General features: G+C 57.1%; 18 protein-coding genes. 12 read left to right on the top strand and 6 right to left on the bottom strand.

All coding sequences use genetic code 11. The annotated features are described in order from the left end of the window. The first annotated feature begins 15 nt into the window (after nucleotides 1-15). Together ppsA and rraA are read left to right on the top strand one after the other, a co-directional pair. Nucleotides 16-2,388, top strand: a complete 2,373-nt coding sequence (gene ppsA / locus QPM17_RS02520; protein WP_285388469.1) for a phosphoenolpyruvate synthase — start codon at nucleotides 16-18, stop codon at nucleotides 2,386-2,388. A 27-nt stretch (nucleotides 2,389-2,415) separates the two neighbouring features. Beyond that, nucleotides 2,416-2,898, top strand: a complete 483-nt coding sequence (gene rraA / locus QPM17_RS02515) for a ribonuclease E activity regulator RraA (RefSeq protein ID WP_285388468.1) — start codon at nucleotides 2,416-2,418, stop codon at nucleotides 2,896-2,898. 60 nt (nucleotides 2,899-2,958) lie between these two features. Here rraA and QPM17_RS02510 read toward each other — a convergent pair whose 3' ends face one another. The 3 genes from QPM17_RS02510 to QPM17_RS02500 form a co-directional block, all read right to left on the bottom strand. After that, entirely contained in the window at nucleotides 2,959-3,249 is a 291-nt protein-coding gene (locus QPM17_RS02510) for a PilZ domain-containing protein (RefSeq protein WP_285388467.1), read from the bottom strand. Between the two features lie 85 nt (nucleotides 3,250-3,334). Beyond that, nucleotides 3,335-4,006 (bottom strand): TIGR04211 family SH3 domain-containing protein, encoded by a 672-nt coding sequence (locus QPM17_RS02505; protein ID WP_285388465.1) that lies wholly within the window; start codon nucleotides 4,004-4,006, stop codon nucleotides 3,335-3,337. A 112-nt stretch (nucleotides 4,007-4,118) separates the two neighbouring features. Further along, on the bottom strand, nucleotides 4,119-4,418 hold the full coding sequence (locus tag QPM17_RS02500) for a YciI family protein (protein ID WP_285388464.1): 300 nt from the start codon (nucleotides 4,416-4,418) through the stop codon (nucleotides 4,119-4,121). 84 nt (nucleotides 4,419-4,502) lie between these two features. On the opposite strand from QPM17_RS02500, the gene QPM17_RS02495 reads away from it, so the two are divergent. After that, nucleotides 4,503-5,381, top strand: a complete 879-nt coding sequence (locus QPM17_RS02495) for a PHP domain-containing protein (protein ID WP_285388463.1) — start codon at nucleotides 4,503-4,505, stop codon at nucleotides 5,379-5,381. Here QPM17_RS02495 and QPM17_RS02490 read toward each other — a convergent pair. Together QPM17_RS02490 and rne are read right to left on the bottom strand one after the other, a co-directional pair. Next, on the bottom strand, nucleotides 5,378-5,917 hold the full coding sequence (locus QPM17_RS02490) for a YecA/YgfB family protein (protein WP_285388461.1): 540 nt from the start codon (nucleotides 5,915-5,917) through the stop codon (nucleotides 5,378-5,380). The genes QPM17_RS02495 and QPM17_RS02490 overlap by 4 nt on opposite strands. 3 nt (nucleotides 5,918-5,920) lie before the next feature. Continuing rightward, nucleotides 5,921-9,157, bottom strand: a complete 3,237-nt coding sequence (gene rne / locus QPM17_RS02485) for a ribonuclease E (RefSeq protein ID WP_285388460.1) — start codon at nucleotides 9,155-9,157, stop codon at nucleotides 5,921-5,923. A gap of 595 nt (nucleotides 9,158-9,752) precedes the next feature. Between rne and rluC the strand changes: the two genes are divergently transcribed. From rluC to QPM17_RS02470, 3 genes are read left to right on the top strand one after another with little or no spacing between them, the layout of a single operon-like run. Further along, entirely contained in the window at nucleotides 9,753-10,802 is a 1,050-nt protein-coding gene (gene rluC / locus QPM17_RS02480; RefSeq protein ID WP_285388459.1) for a 23S rRNA pseudouridine(955/2504/2580) synthase RluC, read from the top strand. A gap of 50 nt (nucleotides 10,803-10,852) precedes the next feature. Continuing rightward, the gene (locus QPM17_RS02475; protein ID WP_285388458.1) at nucleotides 10,853-11,500 is read left to right on the top strand and encodes an HAD family hydrolase; all 648 of its coding nucleotides are present in this window, start codon (nucleotides 10,853-10,855) and stop codon (nucleotides 11,498-11,500) included. Nucleotides 11,501-11,525: 25 nt separating this feature from the next. After that, nucleotides 11,526-12,578: a S49 family peptidase gene (locus tag QPM17_RS02470; RefSeq protein WP_285388457.1), complete on the top strand. Its 1,053-nt coding sequence runs from the start codon at nucleotides 11,526-11,528 to the stop codon at nucleotides 12,576-12,578. Here QPM17_RS02470 and QPM17_RS02465 read toward each other — a convergent pair. After that, entirely contained in the window at nucleotides 12,558-13,181 is a 624-nt protein-coding gene (locus tag QPM17_RS02465) for a Maf family protein (RefSeq protein ID WP_285388456.1), read from the bottom strand. The two genes, QPM17_RS02470 and QPM17_RS02465, sit on opposite strands and share 21 nt — an antisense overlap. A gap of 151 nt (nucleotides 13,182-13,332) precedes the next feature. Between QPM17_RS02465 and QPM17_RS02460 the strand changes: the two genes are divergently transcribed. The 6 genes from QPM17_RS02460 to acpP all read left to right on the top strand — a co-directional run bounded on the left by QPM17_RS02460 (nucleotide 13,333) and on the right by acpP (nucleotide 17,372). Then, nucleotides 13,333-13,887, top strand: coding sequence for a YceD family protein (locus tag QPM17_RS02460; RefSeq protein ID WP_285388455.1), 555 nt, complete (start codon nucleotides 13,333-13,335; stop codon nucleotides 13,885-13,887). 72 nt (nucleotides 13,888-13,959) lie between these two features. After that, a complete protein-coding gene (gene rpmF / locus QPM17_RS02455; RefSeq protein WP_007154073.1) occupies nucleotides 13,960-14,139 on the top strand; it encodes a 50S ribosomal protein L32 in 180 nt (59 codons plus the stop codon). Between the two features lie 42 nt (nucleotides 14,140-14,181). Next, complete coding sequence (gene plsX / locus QPM17_RS02450) at nucleotides 14,182-15,183, top strand: phosphate acyltransferase PlsX (protein ID WP_285388453.1); 1,002 nt, start codon at nucleotides 14,182-14,184, stop codon at nucleotides 15,181-15,183. A 128-nt stretch (nucleotides 15,184-15,311) separates the two neighbouring features. Next, on the top strand, nucleotides 15,312-16,253 hold the full coding sequence (fabD, locus tag QPM17_RS02445) for an ACP S-malonyltransferase (protein WP_285388452.1): 942 nt from the start codon (nucleotides 15,312-15,314) through the stop codon (nucleotides 16,251-16,253). A gap of 9 nt (nucleotides 16,254-16,262) precedes the next feature. Next, nucleotides 16,263-17,006 carry a 3-oxoacyl-ACP reductase FabG gene (gene fabG, locus QPM17_RS02440; protein WP_285388450.1) on the top strand — a complete coding sequence of 248 codons (744 nt, stop codon included), beginning with the start codon at nucleotides 16,263-16,265 and terminating at the stop codon, nucleotides 17,004-17,006. A gap of 132 nt (nucleotides 17,007-17,138) precedes the next feature. Next, nucleotides 17,139-17,372, top strand: a complete 234-nt coding sequence (acpP, locus tag QPM17_RS02435) for an acyl carrier protein (protein WP_007154069.1) — start codon at nucleotides 17,139-17,141, stop codon at nucleotides 17,370-17,372. The last annotated feature ends 69 nt before the right edge of the window (nucleotides 17,373-17,441 follow it).

Genomic DNA, 17,441 nt, shown 5'->3' with positions numbered 1-17,441 from the left:
TAAGGGAGACACGCTTTGGAAGATTACATTATCTGGTTTGATCACCTGGGAATGTCGGACGTTGACCGGGTGGGGGGGAAGAACGCCTCTCTCGGTGAAATGATCAGTAATCTCGCCAATGCAGGTGTTACCGTGCCTGGTGGCTTTGCCACCACAGCTCATGCCTATCGTGAGTTTCTTGCCAAAGACGGCCTCAGGGAGAAGATCGACAACGCCCTGGATGCTCTTGATATTAACGATGTGAACGAGCTGGCGCGGGTTGGCTCGCAGATTCGCCAGTGGATTCTTGACACTCCATTTCCGGATGCGCTGGAAAAACCGCTGGAAGACGCTTACGCGAAATTGCGCGATGGCAACGACAATATGGCCGTGGCGGTCCGCTCCTCCGCGACGGCGGAAGACCTGCCGGATGCCTCATTTGCGGGTCAGCAGGAAACCTTTCTCAACGTGGTAGGCCTCGAGCAGGTTCGCACATCAGTCAAGGAAGTGTTTGCCTCGCTATTCAATGATCGCGCCATTTCCTATCGTGTTCACCACGGCTTTGACCACAAACAGGTAGCCCTGTCCGCGGGCATCCAGAAAATGGTCCGCAGTGAAACAGCGGCCAGTGGCGTCATGTTTACACTCGACACTGAATCCGGGTTCCGGGATGTGGTATTTATTACCGGCTCCTACGGTCTTGGCGAAACGGTTGTGCAGGGTGCGGTGAACCCGGATGAGTTCTATGTCCATAAACCGACCCTTGAGGCCGGCCGGCCGGCGGTTCTACGCCGCAATCTGGGTAGCAAGGCCATCAAGATGGTTTACCACACCGACCCGTCTGCCGGGCAGTTTGTGGAAACCGTCAAAGTCGATCAGGAAGATCGCAATCGGTTCTGTATCACTGATGCGGAAGTGGAAGAGCTGGCCAAGCAGGCCATGATCATCGAAAAGCACTACCAGCGCCCGATGGATATCGAATGGGCAAAAGACGGCGACGATGGTCGTATCTACATCGTCCAGGCCCGCCCGGAAACCGTCAAGAGCCGTGCCTCCGCCAATGTGATGGAGCGCTATCTGCTGAATGAAACCGGGACTGTTCTGGTGGAAGGTCGCAGCATCGGTCACAAAATCGGTAGTGGCCCCGTCAAGATCATTACCAGCATCAAGGAAATGGACCGCGTACAGGCCGGCGATGTGCTTGTCACGGACATGACCGATCCTGACTGGGAACCGGTTATGAAGCGGGCCTCAGCGATTGTCACGGATCGTGGTGGGCGTACCTGCCATGCCGCTATTATTGCCCGGGAGTTGGGTATACCGGCGGTGGTCGGTTGCGGCGATGCCACGGAAGTGCTGAAAGATGGCCAGGAAGTGACTGTCTCCTGCGCAGAAGGCGATACCGGGCTGATCTACGAAGGTAGCCTGGATTTCGAGCTGAAAGAGAATACCGTGGACTCCATGCCCAATATTCCGTTCAAGATCATGATGAACGTGGGTAACCCGGACCGGGCCTTTGACTTCCAGGCACTGCCCAACGAAGGCGTCGGCCTGGCGCGTCTGGAGTTCATTATCAATCGTATGATTGGCGTGCACCCCAAGGCACTGCTGAATTTCGATGGCTTGCCCCGTGATATTCGACAGACAGTGGAGAAGCGGATCTCCGGATACAGCTCGCCGGTGGACTTCTATGTCGACAAGCTGGTTGAAGGTATTTCCACTCTGGCGGCCGCCTTTGCTCCGAAGAAAGTGATTGTGCGCCTCTCGGACTTCAAGTCCAACGAATACGCCAACCTCATCGGCGGCACTCTGTACGAGCCCGACGAGGAAAACCCGATGCTGGGCTTCCGCGGTGCCTCCCGCTATATCTCTGAAACTTTCCGTGATTGTTTTGAGCTTGAATGCCGGGCTCTCAAGAAAGTCCGTAATGAGATGGGCCTGACCAACGTAGAGATCATGGTGCCATTTGTACGTACTGTGGGTGAGGCGGAGCAGGTGGTGAACCTGTTGGCGGAGAACGGACTCAAGCGTGGCGACAACGGCCTGCGTGTGATCATGATGTGTGAGCTTCCGGCAAACGCGTTGCTGGCGGATCAGTTCCTTGAGCACTTTGATGGATTTTCGATCGGCTCAAACGACCTGACGCAGCTGACTCTTGGTCTGGACAGGGATTCTGGCATCATCGCGCATCTGTTCGATGAGCGGAACGACGCAGTCAAGGCGTTGCTGGCCAGTGCCATTCAGGCCTGCAAGAAGGCCAACAAATACATCGGCATCTGTGGCCAGGGGCCGTCAGACCATCCGGACCTGGCCAAATGGCTGATGGATCAGGGCATCGATTCTGTGTCGCTGAACCCGGACTCGGTGCTGGACACCTGGTTCTTCCTGGCTGACGAGAAAATCGACTGACCACTTCTAGAAAAGGAGAGCGCAAGCGTGCCTATCGTAACCCCTGATCTGTGTGATGATTATCCGGAAGTGCTCGTGGTAGAGCCGGGATTTCGCAATTTTGGTGCCACGAAGGCCTTTGGTGGCGAGATTGTGACAGTCAAATGTTTTGAGGATAACTCGATTGTCAAAGAGCAAGTTGCTCTTCCCGGCAACGGCCGGGTGATGGTCGTTGACGGCGGCGGTTCAAAGCGCGCCGCCTTGCTCGGCGATATGCTTGCCGAAAAAGCGGCGGACAATGGGTGGGCCGGGCTGATTATCTACGGCTGTATCCGGGACGTGGACGTACTCGGCAAGACCGCTCTGGGTGTCCAGGCCCTCGGGACGCATCCGCGTAAAACTGAAAAACGGGGGGTGGGCGACCTGAATATCCCGGTGACATTTGGTGGCGTGACGTTCCATCCGGGGCACTATGTCTACGCTGACAATAACGGTATTGTCGTCTCCGAGAAACCGCTCAAGACCGATTGATGCTACGATATTCCCGGTAGTCCTATGCGACTACCGGGCTTTCCTGTCTGACCTCCCTGATCAGCGTTTTACCTTCACAATCTCGACTCCCAGCAAGAAACCGTCCCCCTCCGGCTCGCATCGAAGCACTCGGCAGACAGTTTCGAACGGAGGAAACTGTTCGTTGGTCGACGGTAGAAGGGTGTGAATCTCGTCACCTTCCGAAAATGGTTTCTCTACGAACAGCTGCATGCCGGTGCCGCTAAGGTCCCTGCAGATACCCGGAAATGCCACTCCATTACTGTCGGTGAGCTCAATTTCCGAGTTCATCTTCATGCGATGGAAATCACGCTTTTCTGAATAGTTCTTCATGAACTCCGACATCCTGGGCACCTCACCTTTGTGTTTTATTCTTTATAATGGCTAGGAGCATGGGCGTCAAAGAATACGTCCGTGACTATGCCCAGTTGTCGGTCTTCCGTGTTGGCTTAAGCAATGGAATAATCAGCGCCAGAATCACACCCAGCAGAACGAGGGCAGCACCCAGCAGCATGAAGTCGGATTCTTTCTTTGCCTCCAGCCTTTCTTTTTCTGCGGTGAGTACTTCCAGCTCATTGCGTAGTTTCTGATTCTCTTCTCGAAGTTCGCTGTTTCGCCGGTCAAGATTAATGGAGTCGGCAGCGACTTCCTTGATATTGCTGAGCTCTTCGCTAAGTCTTCCGGCCCGTGACTGGAGAGCTTCCTCAGATTTTCTGAGTTCGTCCCGCTCGCTGGTGACTTCCTGCAGCTTCGCCTTCAGCTCGGCCAGTTCATTGCGGGCCTGCTCAAGTTGCCGGTTGGCCTGTTCAAGGCGTTGCCTGGCAATCGGAGTCTCGGTGATGTACCGGCTCACCATCCAACCCTCTATGCCGTCGGGTGTGCGTACCCGGCTATAGCCTGATTCGGAGGTTTCCAGAAGTTCAAGGGCTGTGCCGCTGCGGACACCGGAATGAAGTATTCGGTACTGTGTGCCTTCACCGCTTCGAATTGGAGCGTAGAGGGTATCGTCGACATAGACGGTTTTCGCATGTGCCGAGGCTGCTGCGACCATCAGTACTATAAAGCAGATAAACAGACGTAAAGGCGTCACTGGTTTTGTTCCCTGAAACAGCAATTTGAGGCGCAATTTTGTCACAGATACCGGGTCATACAAGGTAGCTTTCATTACAAAAAACTCATGGATAGCGGCGCGGATGCCTGTATCACGGGAGAACCGCCTTGAACGGCTTCACGGTGACGTGCTGATAGACGCCCGCCTCCACATAGGGATCGGCATCCGCCCACGCCTGGGCAGCCTCCAGCGAATCAAATTCAGCGATGACCAGGCTGCCGGTGAAGCCGGCGTCACCGGGTTCCGGGGTGTCGAGTGCCGGATGCGGACCGGCAACCAGCAGGCGCCCTTCATCTTTCAGGGCATTGAGACGGGCGATATGGTCAGGGCGCGCCGAGGCTCTCAGTGGCAGGCTGTTCTCGACGTCTTCGCTGATGATGGCGTAATACATGGCATTCTCCAGATATTGCTGACACGGGGCAGTGCCTGGCTGATACACTGGCCCCATCCTGATAACTCTGAAATCGGAACCGATGTGACTATAACGCAAGAAGCTGAGTTCTGCATTGATCTGCACTGCCACAGTACAGCATCAGACGGCGCCCTGCCGCCGCAGGAACTTGTTTACAGGGCCAGTGATAAAGGCGTAACCCATCTGGCGCTGACGGACCATGACACCATCGCCGGACTGAAGGATGCAGCGAGCGCGGCGCAGGAGCTTGGTGTTTCCCTGATTGCCGGCACCGAGCTTTCCTGTCTCTGGAAAAGCCACACGATACATATCGTCGGACTGGATTTTGATGCTTCAGATAACAACCTGAACGTGGCTCTGGAACGACAGAACGATAATCGCTGGCGACGTGCCCGTACCATTGCGGAAAAGCTGGCCAAGCTAAGAATTGAAGATATGGTTGAGAAAGCCACACAGAAGGCTGGTGGCGACGTACCGGGGCGTCCGCATTTTGCCAGGGTGTTGGTGGATGAAGGAGCGGTCAAGGATTCGGCACAGGCATTCAAGCGTTACCTGGGCGCCGGCAAGGCAGGTGATGTAAAGGGCTTCTGGCCAGAATTGCCGGAAGTGGTCCGGTGGATTACCGAGGCCGGCGGGATTGCTGTGTTGGCGCATCCACGGAAGTACAGGTTGACCGCTACCAAACTGCGAGCACTTGTTGGTGATTTCCGTCAGGCCGGTGGGCGCGGTATTGAGGTTTCAACCTCGGGGCAGTCCAGCGGTGATCTGGGTTTTCTGGCGGAGTTATGCCGACGCGAAAACCTGCTGGCCTCCCAGGGCAGCGATTTTCACTTTCCCGGAGCACCCTGGTGTGAGCTTGGGTCTATCATGAAAATGCCAGACGGGCTTGAGCCGGTCTGGCATCATTTCAGGCAACCTGTGGGAGTTCCCGCGCCGGTTTAATCCGGAGCGTGGAACAACAGGTACAGATCCGTCAGTGAGTCGGGAATGGCGTCCGCCATATCCCGCGACAGTTTCGGGCTGTTGCGGACATTCTGGAAGTCTTCATCCTCGAACAGGCCTGACAACGTCAGCATAGGCACCAGCAGGTCCGCTGTTTCTTCCTCTCCCGCTTCCAGCCAGGCGTCCTCATTTTCCAGGAATGTGTCCACAAATCCTGCGCACCAGTTTTCCAGTGCGTTCATCGGGTCGCCATCTTCGGGCTCCGGTAATTCCAGGGGCTGACCCATATCCAGAGAATGGGCCATATCCCTGCCAAGCTTTTCCACGGCCTCCCGGAACGTGTCCGGAATGCCGCCAGCAGGCGCCTGGTCGGCGCCAGTGGCCAGCCTGAAAATGTCTTCAGTGCTCAGTGATGTCGGGCCTACCACGCTGGCGCAGACAACCCCGTGAAGACCGAAGAAATCCAGGGCTTCGTCGCCCCAGGGTTCCGCGAACAAGATGTCTTCCAGCGCTTCGATATCCGAATCTGATAGCATTCGTCAGTTACTCCCGGCCTTTTTGGCCTCTTCGGCTGCCCGCTGACGTTTACGGACTTCCCTCGGATCATTGTAGGCTCGTCCCGGGGTTACCGGTACTTCCTGATGGGTTGGCTCTTCCGGCTCTGCAGCCGGCTCTTCAGCCTTGTCAGCTGGCTTTTCTTTCTCTTCCCTCTCAGGCTTCGGCTCTTCCTGCTCGGACTTAGACTCTTCCTTCTCGGACTTCGGCTCTTCCTTCTCAGGCCCGGGCTCTTCCTGCTCAGACTTCGGCTTGTCGGAGCTACGATCGCCAGCGTCAGTCTCGGACTTCGCGTCGGCCTTTGCGGGCTCGTCGGTTGTCGCCGGTTCTGGTGCCGGAGCCTGCGTGGCGGACTGTTCCGGTTCTGCCGGTTTCGGGGCGGGCGTCTCGACTCCGGTTTCTGCCGGTTTTGTGGCAGCCTTGTCCGCAGAATCAGTGGCCGCGTCAGTAGCTGCCTCTGTCTTCTTCGCGGCGGGCTTTCTGGCAGAGGACCTGCGGGGACGAGCCGGCCGCTTCGGTTTTTCCTCGCCCTGGGTATCGACGTCGGCCTTGGTCTCGGTGGACGTTTTACCCTGGCTGGTCTTTTCCGCAGTATCGGCCACAGTATCGTCTGCTTTGTCTGCGCCGGACACGTCTTCCGCAACCGGCGACTCGGCAGGCGCATCCTGCTGATCAGTTTTCACCGACTCGGTCGACTCTGTTGTGACGGGCTCGGAAGGCTGCGCCGTGGTTTGTTCCGGCGATGCCTCCTCCGGGCCAGCTTTGGTGTCGGCCTCTTGTCCGGCTGGTTTCTCTACCGGTACCGGTTTCTCTGCCGCTTTTTCTTCCGGCTTGTTGTCCGCCGCGTGGGCAGGCGCTACGTCTGGCGCTCCAGCAGGTTGCACTGAAGATGGCTTCTCGGGCTGATCTTCCGGCTGGGTATCTGTCTGATGCTTTTCGCTGCGGGCAGTTTTACGATCCGCAGGGGTGGAGGCCGGCGTTTCAGCAGGCGAGCCGTCACGATTACGATTGCGCCTTGGCTTGCGGCGTTTCTCATCGGAGGCAGGCTTCTCGGCAGCAGGCGCCTTCTGGGGGGTAGCCTCCTGCTGGTCTGGTTTGTCTTTCTGCTCCCGGGTATCTTTCTGGTCGCGTCCCTGAGGCTTGCCACGACCCTGGCCCTGGCTCCGGCCCTGAGGCTGGCTGTCCTTGCGGCTGCCTTCCTTGCGGCCCTCGGCCGATTTCTCGGCGCCACTCTGCTGTGGCTGGTTGCCTCGGCTCTGACCTTCCCCGCGAGTCCGGTTTGCGCCACGATTGCGGTTTCGGCTCTCCTCGCTGCGGCCGCTGTCGCTGCGGTTGCTGCTGGCCTGGCGGTCGGCACCGCTGCGGTTGCCAGAGCGGCTGTCGTCCCTTGCCACCCGGGACTTGCGTCGTTCCTGACGGCCCTGGGTGCGGCGCTCGTCGCGTTCTGGACGGCTGGGTTGTTCGCGCTTCACTGGCGGCTCACCAATGACTTCCTCACCACTGAAAAAGTCGGCAATCTTGCGGCCAAGTTTACGGAACACGCTTTCAGTCGGTTCGGCAGGAGCGGCCGCCGTCGACTTCTCAGGCGTCGGCGCCGGTGTTGGAGCCGGGGCAACCGGGCGAATGGCTTTCACGGCTGCCTGCTCGCGAACCGGCGGTTGGGCCGCAGGGGCTTCGAATATCTCCTCTTCCCGCTCGCTGTATTCCTGGGCTACCTGGTAGCTGGAAACATGCTCCACGCCAGCCTCATCGTCTCGCATGCGCAGGATTTCAAAGTGTGGCGTTTCCATGTGGGGTGCTGGTACCACCACCACTTCCACTTCCTGGCGAGCTTCGATGTCAGCCAATTGCTTGCGCTTCTCATTGAGCAGGAAGGTCGCGACTGCAACAGGCACAACGGCGCGAACCTGGCCGGTCTTCTCCTTGGAAGACTCCTCGTAGATCAGGCGCATGATGCTCAGTGCCAGTGATTCGATTCCCCGGATGGTGCCCTGGCCCTCACAGCGAGGGCAGACTTCGCTACGGGTTTCACCGAGAGACGGGCGCAGTCGTTGACGTGACATTTCCAGCAGGCCAAAGCGGGAAATCTTCCCCACCTGGACCCGGGCACGGTCGATTTCCAGCGCCTCACGCATTTTCTGTTCGACTTCCCGCTGGTGCTTGGCCGGGGTCATGTCGATAAAGTCGATAACGATCAGGCCGCCCATATCCCGCAGTCGCAGTTGGCGGGCGATTTCTTCCGCCGCTTCCAGATTGGTCTGGAAGGCTGTTTCCTCGATGTCGTGGCCCTTGGTGGCGCGGGAGGAGTTGATGTCTATCGATACCAATGCTTCGGTGGGATCGATTACGATCGAACCGCCGGAGGGCAGTTTCACTTCCCGCTGGAACGCGGTTTCGATCTGGCCTTCGATCTGGTAGCGGCTGAACAGGGGGATTTCGTCCTTGTACAGCTTGATCTTGTTCTCGAAAGAGGGCATCACGGCGCGGACAAAGTTCAGCACATCCTCGTAAACCGTGCTGGCATCGATCAATACTTCGCCAATGTCCTGGCGGAGGTAGTCGCGCACAGCGCGGATGATCACGTTGCTTTCCTGATGAATCAGGAATGGTGCTTTGCGCTCGCCCGCAGCCTGGGTAATGGCCTCCCAGAACTGGACCAGGTAGTCCAGGTCCCATTGCAGTTCTTCAGTGGTGCGACCGATGCCAGCAGTGCGAACAATGATGCCCATGGATTTCGGTACCTGGACATCATTCATGGCCTCTTTGAGCTGAGCACGCTCGTCACCCTCGATGCGGCGGGAAATGCCGCCGGCACGTGGGTTGTTGGGCATCAGCACCAGATAGCGACCGGCCAGGGAGATGAAGGTGGTGAGTGCCGCGCCTTTATTGCCCCGTTCTTCCTTATCCACCTGGATAATCACTTCCTGGCCTTCGGCAACAACATCCTTGATGTTGATTTTGCCTTCGATCTGGCCAGGCGACTTCTTGAAATACTCCTTGGAGATTTCCTTGAGGGGGAGGAATCCGTGGCGGTCAGCACCGAAGTCCACAAATGCGGCTTCCAGGCTGGGCTCTACACGGGTGATGCGACCCTTGTAGATGTTGGCTTTTTTCTGCTCACGGGAGCTTGATTCGATGTCGAGGTCAAACAGACGCTGGCCGTCAACCAGGGCTACGCGCAACTCTTCAGGATGAGTTGCATTGATCAGCATTCTTTTCATGGAAAGAAGTGGTTCCTGTCGTTTGGTTTGGACAGAAAACCCGGGGAATGGCATCAGCGAAGCAGAACTTGCGTGCCGCGGGCCCCCTGGTTCGGGAGCAAGCCGGCGGCCAGACGAATCAGATCCCTGCGGGAAGTCTTCCCGGGGTTCCGAGGCCACCGCCGACAGTTCGACTGCCCGAAGGCAGGGAGGTGTCGTGTAGGGTTAATGTCTGTTGACGCATGTTATCCGTTTTCAGGTTCACGCGGGTGCCTGGGTCTCACGTCGTATTCGTATGCTGGACGGCCCGGCCCTGCGTGCTGGTAAAGATTCTTCGCGATGTCGCCCGTCGGTTTTCCGTACGGTTTCTTGTTCTCCCGGCGCCCGGTCAGTTGCCGTTATCGGCTTCTTCCGTTTCAACCCGGGAGGATTCGGTCGCCGTGCCCGGTAATGATTGGGCTTTCGGCGTTCAAACTCTCAAATAGTGTCGGTATACTTCTGCCGCTCCGGCTTCTGACATACTGGCCAGGCCGTAGACAAACGGTAGAGCACGCCGGAATATAACAGTATTCGCCCGACCCTTCAATCCCGCAGACCGTTCAGCGGTAAGGTAACCATGTCCAGATCTCCCAGGCACAAACGATCTCACCCTTCTAACCACTCGGCAAGGGCTGCGGCGGGCGAGCAGGTTCCCGGTAACCGGAGTACCGGGCTCAGGCAGGGTGTAAGGAAAGTGGTAGTGGATGAGGACAACGCCGGACAGCGGGTGGATAATTACCTGATGGCGCAGATCCGTGATGTGCCACGCAGTATTATCTATCGCATTATTCGCAAGGGTGAAGTAAGGGTGAACAAGGGCCGGGTCAAGCCTGACACCCGCCTCAACACGGGTGACGAAGTCCGCATCCCGCCGGTGACGCGCAAGGAGAAGCCTGAGCAGGTTGTGCCCGGGTCCCGTGTTCAGGGTGTGATGCAGGATGCGGTCATTTTCGAGAACAGTGAGATGCTGGTGGTAAACAAGCCCTCCGGTATCGCGGTTCATGGAGGCAGCGGTCTGGATTTTGGTCTGATTGAGGTGTTGAGAGCTGCCAGGCCCGAATCTAAGTTCCTTGAGCTGGTGCATCGTCTGGACAGGGATACCTCGGGGCTGGTGATGGTGGCGAAAAAACGCTCTGCGCTGCGATACCTTCAGGATGAACTTCGCCACAAGCGCATTCGCAAGAGGTATCATGCCCTGGTGGCCGGAGACTGGCCGCGGACGGTCAAAAGAGTGAATGAGCCGCTATTGCGGTTTGAGTTGAGCTCAGGTGAGCGTCGGGTGCGGGTAGACAGTGCGGGCAAGGAGTCTCTTACGCTGTTCCGGTGTCTGGAGCTCTACAGTGGTTACAGTCTGGTGGAAGCTTCGCCGGTTACAGGCCGAACGCATCAGATTCGTGTCCATAGTGCCTGGGCGGGTCATCCGATTGCCGGGGATGACAAGTATATGGATGATGTGAGTCTTCGGGCTTTCCGCTCCGTTGGTGGTCATCGTCTCATGCTGCATGCCCGCGCGCTGGATTTTACATTGCCGGTTACCGGCGAGGCTGTTCACCTTGAGGCGCCCTATGACGAGGCGTTTGGCGATACCATAGCCAAGCTGGCAGCCCGTCGGGAGGCATCCGAATAACCGGTTGTGTTGCCGGGTAAAGGCAGCACGACCATAGCAGGGTAGTACGAATGGACGTAAAGGTCGTAATCTTTGACTGGGACGGAACATTGGTGGATTCCGTTGATCACATCGCTGACAGTCTTCACCAGGCAGCCACCGAGCTGGGTTACCCGGAACTGGAGCGCGAAGCCTATCGCGACATTATTGGTCTGGGTATGATCGAGGCGCTGGAAAAACTGTATCCGGGTATCAGTCGTCAGGAAATGAACACCATCCGCGAGGGATATGCCCGTTATTTTTTTGCCAAGGTGACCACACCGCAGAACGTCTTCGAGGGGATGGCGGATGTGCTGGCCGATCTCCGCAGTGGCGGGCGCGGCTGCTCGGTTGCCACCGGCAAGAGCCGTCGTGGCCTTGAGGGTGCGCTTGTCTCCAGTGGGTTGGGCGCGCACTTCGACATCACCCGTTGTGCCGACGAAACCCGCTCCAAGCCGGATCCGGCGATGCTGGGTGAAATCATTCGCTTTTACGGGATTGAGCCTTCCCAGGCGGTGATGATTGGCGATACGCGGTACGATCTCGATATGGCGCAGCGCATTGGCATGCCTTCGATCGGCGTGGAATGGGGGGTGCACAAGCGAGATGTGCTTGGGCATTATTCACCACACGCGATCGTTGATTCGGTAAAGGATCTGCGGGACGTACTTGGTCTTTGAGCCGTAACAGCAACAGGATGCACTAATGAGCGATTGGGAGTCAGACAGGAATCCCGGCTGGGGAAGCGAGCCGGAGGCTGGAGCGGATAAAGGCGGGAGTGGGGCGTCCGGCAGTCGCAAAAAGCCGGCGATACCTCCGGAATCGAACCGTGACTGGAAGTTGATTGAGAAACTTGTCATGTCTCTTCAGTCGGAGCAGAGAAAGAGCCGGCGCTGGGGCATTTTCTTCAAGTTGCTGACGTTCGGGTATCTTTTCGCGCTGCTGTTCATGATCCAGTTTCCTCTCGGAGGAGCGCTGGAATCTGCCGCCAAGGGCAAGCACACGGCGATTGTGGAAGTCGAGGGCACCATTGCTGCCGATGAGCTGGCAAGTGCCGATAATATTGTCGGTGCCCTGCGCAAGGCGTTTGAGGCGGATAATTCGGTGGGTGTCATCCTGAGGATAAACAGTCCGGGGGGGAGCCCGGTGCAGTCAGGGTACATCTACGATGAAATCGTCCGTCTGCGGGAAGAGTATCCCGACAAGAAGCTGTACGCCGTCATTTCCGACATCGGTGCTTCCGGTGCGTACTATATCGCCGCTGCTGCAGATGAAATCTATGCCGACAAGGCCAGCCTCGTTGGTTCGATCGGTGTGGTTGCCGGCGGCTTCGGGTTTACTGGCATTATGGAAAAGGTAGGTGTCGACCGCCGTCTGTATACTGCCGGCGAGAACAAGGCATTTCTGGATCCCTTCTCACCGGAGGAGGAAGAAGAGGTGCAGTTCTGGGAGAAAGTGCTGGAAACCACCCACAGTCAGTTCATAGAAAGTGTGCGCAAGGGGCGTGGTGATCGGCTCGCTGATGATGAGCGCCTTTTCTCCGGGTTGATCTGGAGTGGTGAGCAGGCGCTTGAGCTGGGTCTGGTGGATGGTCTGGGCAGCTCATCCCACGTCGCCAGGCAGGTAATTGGTCAGGAAGACCTGGTGGATTACAGCCGCCGCAAATCACCGTTCCAGGATATCGTGGACCAGTTTGGTGTGTCTGTGGGTAGCGGTATTGCCCGCTACGTTACCGAGTCACGTTTCGAGCTTCGCTGACCGACCCGGGGGCTGAAGCAGCGGATTCAGCCCCCAGTTCCGCAACATGTCCGTAAGCGCGATCAGCGGCAGCCCCACCAGGCTGTTGGGGTCTCTGCCTTCCAGCTTTGTGAACAGTGCGATGCCCAGGCCCTCCATTTTAAAACTGCCGGCACAGTCATAGGGTTGTTCCACCTTCAGGTAATTTTCAATTTCTTCCGCGCCAAGCTTGCGAAAGTGGGCGTGAAAGAGTTCGCAATGGCTCTGTCGTTTTCCTGAAGTGGCATCAAGCAGTGTCAGGCCGGTCATGAAGGAGACGCGCTGGCCGCTGCTCCGGGTAAGCTGCTGCACTGCGAGCTCGTGGTTTCCGGGCTTGTTCAGCAGGGTGCCATCCTGCAGGCAGGCCACCTGGTCCGAGCCGATAATCCAGTGGTCGGGCCAGGCCGGTGCCAGCGCTTCGGCCTTTGCTGTTGCCAGCCGGGTGGCCAGTTGTTCCGGGCTTTCGTGGCGTGCAGGCGATTCGTCGATCTCTGGCGAAACAGCTTCGAAGGGTATGCCGAGCCTTGTCAGAAGTTGTCGCCGATATGGCGATGAGGAAGCGAGAAGCAATGGGCGCGGGTCCATAGGGTTCCTTTTTTTGAGGTGCAGCCGTTGTTTAGGGCAGGGCCGTTAGCTGATATATTATCGTAAATTACACCTATCCCTCCTGTAACTCCGGGCAAAAGCTCATGAAGTCTTTGACAGCGGCGTGCCGGGCCCCTAAAATTGCGCGCCTATGTCAAAAGCCTCAAGCGCCGAGCTTCCCAAAACTGTCGATCCTTACCGTTTGGCAGAGCAAAAGATTGTGTTGGAGGGAGATATTCCTCTGAAGGCACTGCATCGCTTTGGTGATTCCGTTTACGGATTTGAGGACGGAGCGGTGTGCCATGTAAAGCTGTCGTTTTCCATGGACAGCGAGCGCCGGCGCATGGTGGAAGGTGAGCTGGAAACGCCGGTAACCCTTGAGTGCCAGCGTTGCATGGGTCCTATGCAGAAAACGCTGGTTTCCAGATTTACTCTGGGACTGGTAACCAGCGACGAGCAGGCGCAGCAGTTGCCGAAAGAGCTTGAGCCGTTTCTGACGGATGAATTCAGCGCGAATTTATGGTCCATGACCGAAGACGAGCTGCTGCTGGTTCTGCCTCCGTTCCCACTTCATGAGCGTGACGAGTGTCCCGCCAGGGAGGAGCTGGAAGCATTTGAGCCGGTTGATTCCGGTGACGAGCCGGTGAAAAAGTCTGGAGACAACCCGTTCAGTGTGTTGGCGGATCTCAAGACAAAGAAACACTAAACATGTGTCGTTTTTCACGGAAAATCGACACGAATTTCACGAACATACGTTTATCAGGTCAGGAGCATAATCATGGCTGTACAGAAAAACCGAAAGACCCGCTCAAAGCGCGGCATGCGCCGTTCACACGACGCCCTGAGCACTGCAGCTCTGTCCACTGACACCACCACCGGTGAAGTTCATCTTCGTCACCATGTGTCCCCGGACGGATTCTACCGTGGCAAGCAGGTAATTGAGGCTCGCGACGAGTAAGCCGTCGCGAGCATTTATCCGCCAGTGACAGATGGAGGAACGGTGAAACCGGTCACCATCGCTATTGACGCCATGAGTGGTGATCGCGGAGCCGAAGTGGTGGTTTCCGCTGCACTGGATGCGGTGAAAGAAAATGAAGCCTTGAGTCTTGTTCTGGTGGGAATCCGGAGTGAGCTCGAGGCTTTGTTGCATGAAGGGCACCCTCGAATACGCATCGTCGAAGCGGCAGACGTCGTTCGCATGAATGAGCGGCCGTCCCATGCGCTCCGCCATAAGCGCAATTCCTCCATGGCGGTTGCCCTCGGACTGGTTCGTGATGGTGTTGCCCAGGGTTGCGTCAGTGCCGGTAATACCGGGGCCCTTATGGCATTCGGAAGGTCCGTTATCCGTATGTATCCGGGTATTGAGCGGCCAGCCATCGCCAAACTGATACCGTCTCTCCGTGGTCGTTGTCATGTGCTCGATCTGGGCGCGAACGTAGACTCCACGGCGGAAAACCTCTATCAGTATGCGCTTATGGGCTCGCTGATGGCCTCGGCCATCTGTAGCCAGCCCGAGCCACGAGTGGCATTGCTCAATGTTGGCGAAGAGGAGATCAAGGGCAACGAACAGGTCCGGCTCGCCTCTCACATGCTGGCCCAGTGCGATACGATCAACTACATCGGTTACATTGAAGGTAGCGACCTTTTCAGGGATGTAGCCGATGTCGTGGTCTGCGATGGTTTTGTCGGCAACATTGCGCTGAAGACCGGTGAGGGTGTTGCAGGTCTGTTGATCGAGTTGCTGGAGCAGGCCTTTACGCGGACACTGTACGGAAGGTTTGTAGGCCTTCTTGCCCGGCCCATTATCGGGCGCCTGCTCAGGTTGATGGACCCCTCGCGTCATAATGGCGCCAGCCTTCTGGGGCTCCAGGGAGTGGTTATCAAAAGCCACGGTAATGCGAACGAACGGGCTATGCTCGCGGCTATTCGCCAGGCGGTCCGCGAGGTGGAGCTGGAGGTTCCCAGCCGGATCAATGAACGCCTCGACGATCTCATGATCTGAATTCACCCTTCCTGCCCCGTCATGAGACTAAAGTCTCTCCCCATTTTTGCTAGATTGGCCGGATTGCGCCCCAGGTTGTACTATTGGCTAATCTCCCGTAACCCGTCATTAACGGTAAGATTCCCACTATGAAATCAGCCTTTATTTTTCCCGGACAAGGATCGCAGTCTGTTGGCATGCTGGCGACAGCAGCCGAGAACTGGCCGATCATAGAGAAAACCTTTTCCGAGGCCTCGGATGTACTGGGCTATGACCTCTGGCATCTTTGCCAACATGGGCCTGCGGACGATCTGAATCAGACCACAGTGACGCAGCCGGCACTTCTGACAGCAAGTGTGGCGCTCTGGCGTCAATGGTTTGTGGCAGGAGGCAAAGCGCCTGATTATGTCGCAGGCCACAGCCTGGGCGAGTACAGCGCGCTGGTGGCTGCCGAGAGCCTGAATTTTTTCGATGCCATCAAGCTGGTGCAGCTGCGCGGAGAGCTTATGCAGACAGCTGTCCCGGCTGGTGAGGGCAAAATGGCGGCTATTATTGGTCTGGAGGACGACGACGTGACAGCGGCCTGTGCCGAGGCTGCGAACGGTGACGTGGTTTCTGCCGTCAACTTCAACGCTCCGGGGCAGGTGGTGATTGCCGGGTCTGCCGCAGCAGTGGAGCGTGCCATTGAGGCCTGCAAGGCTCGTGGTGCCCGTAAAGCCATGCCGCTGCCAGTGAGTGTGCCGTCCCATTGTGCGCTGATGAAAGGCGCCGCAGAGGAGCTGGCAACGGCACTGGACAACGTTGATTTTAACGACGCTGTCATCCCCGTGGTACAGAATGTGACGGCTTCCGTTGCCCAGGACAGTGATACTCTCAAGTCCAATCTGGTTAAACAGCTATACTCTCCAGTGTTGTGGACCGATACGGTTCGGAAACTGGTGGCAAATGATGTGAAGGTCGCTGTAGAGTGCGGCGCTGGCAAGGTGCTAGCCGGCCTGGCGAAGCGGATAGATCGCGACCTTTCGGTCTATGGAATTGAAGATCCGGATGCCCTGGCAAAGGCCTCCGAGGCATTCGGACAAAAAGGATAGGAGCAATGCATGTCTCTTGAAGGCAAGACTGCACTGGTAACCGGTGCAACGCGCGGTATCGGAAAAGCCATAGCCAGGGCGTTGGCTGATCAGGGTGCGACAGTTGTCGGCACTGCAACGAGTGCGGCGGGTGCGGAGTCAATCTCGGCCGACCTGAAGGCGATGGATGCCAAGGGTTTCGGTATCGTAATGAATGTCGCCGACCCGGACAGCATCGAGGCCGGGCTGAAAGAGGTGAATGAAAAGGCTGGCGTGCCGGTGATTCTTGTCAACAATGCAGGGATTACCCGTGATAACCTTCTGATGCGTTTGAAGGACGATGACTGGTCTTCGGTTATCGAGACCAACCTCTCGAGCGTCTACCGCACCAGCAAGGCTGTGTTGCGTGGCATGGCAAAGGCGCGATGGGGTCGGGTTATCAACATCAGCTCTGTCGTGGCTGGTATGGGTAATCCGGGGCAGGCCAACTATTGCGCGGCAAAGGCCGGTGTAGAGGGCTTCACCCGTAGCCTGGCAAAAGAGATGTCGAACCGTGGGATCACCGCAAACTGTGTTGCCCCGGGATTTATTGACACGGATATGACCCGAAAACTGGACGACAAGCAGCGCGAGGCTATGATGGAAGTCATACCCGCCGGTCGTCTGGGTGAGCCGGAAGAAGTGGCAGCGGTTGTTGCCTTCCTGGCCTCGGAGGCCGCTGGTTACGTGACGGGCGAAACGATTCACGTCAATGGCGGAATGTACATGGGATAGTCCCTGCGGGGATGTGTGCGCAAACCCTTGTTGCACAACATGTTTGAATGGAGCCCCTGCTTGTCTGCAGGTATGGTTTAAACTAAACTGGCAGCACTTAAGTTGCTTGGTTGACACAAAAGTGAGGACATTATGAGTACAGTTGAAGAGCGCGTGAAGAAGATCGTTTGTGAGCAGTTGGGCGTTAAAGAGTCCGAAGTTCAGAACACATCTTCTTTTGTAGAGGACCTTGGCGCTGACTCACTGGACACCGTTGAGCTGGTCATGGCACTCGAGGAAGAGTTCGAGACCGAAATTCCGGACGAAGAAGCGGAAAAGCTGGCGAGTGTTCAGGACGCGATCGACTACATCGTCGCGCACACCTGATACTCTACACGCTTTATAAGCCAGGCAAGAAGCCGTCCATGTGATGTGACATCGGACGGCTTTTTTATT

Source organism: Marinobacter azerbaijanicus (assembly GCF_030250645.1).
Taxonomy (GTDB): Bacteria; Pseudomonadota; Gammaproteobacteria; order Pseudomonadales; family Oleiphilaceae; genus Marinobacter; species Marinobacter azerbaijanicus.
This window is presented reverse-complemented; position numbering and strand designations above follow the sequence as displayed.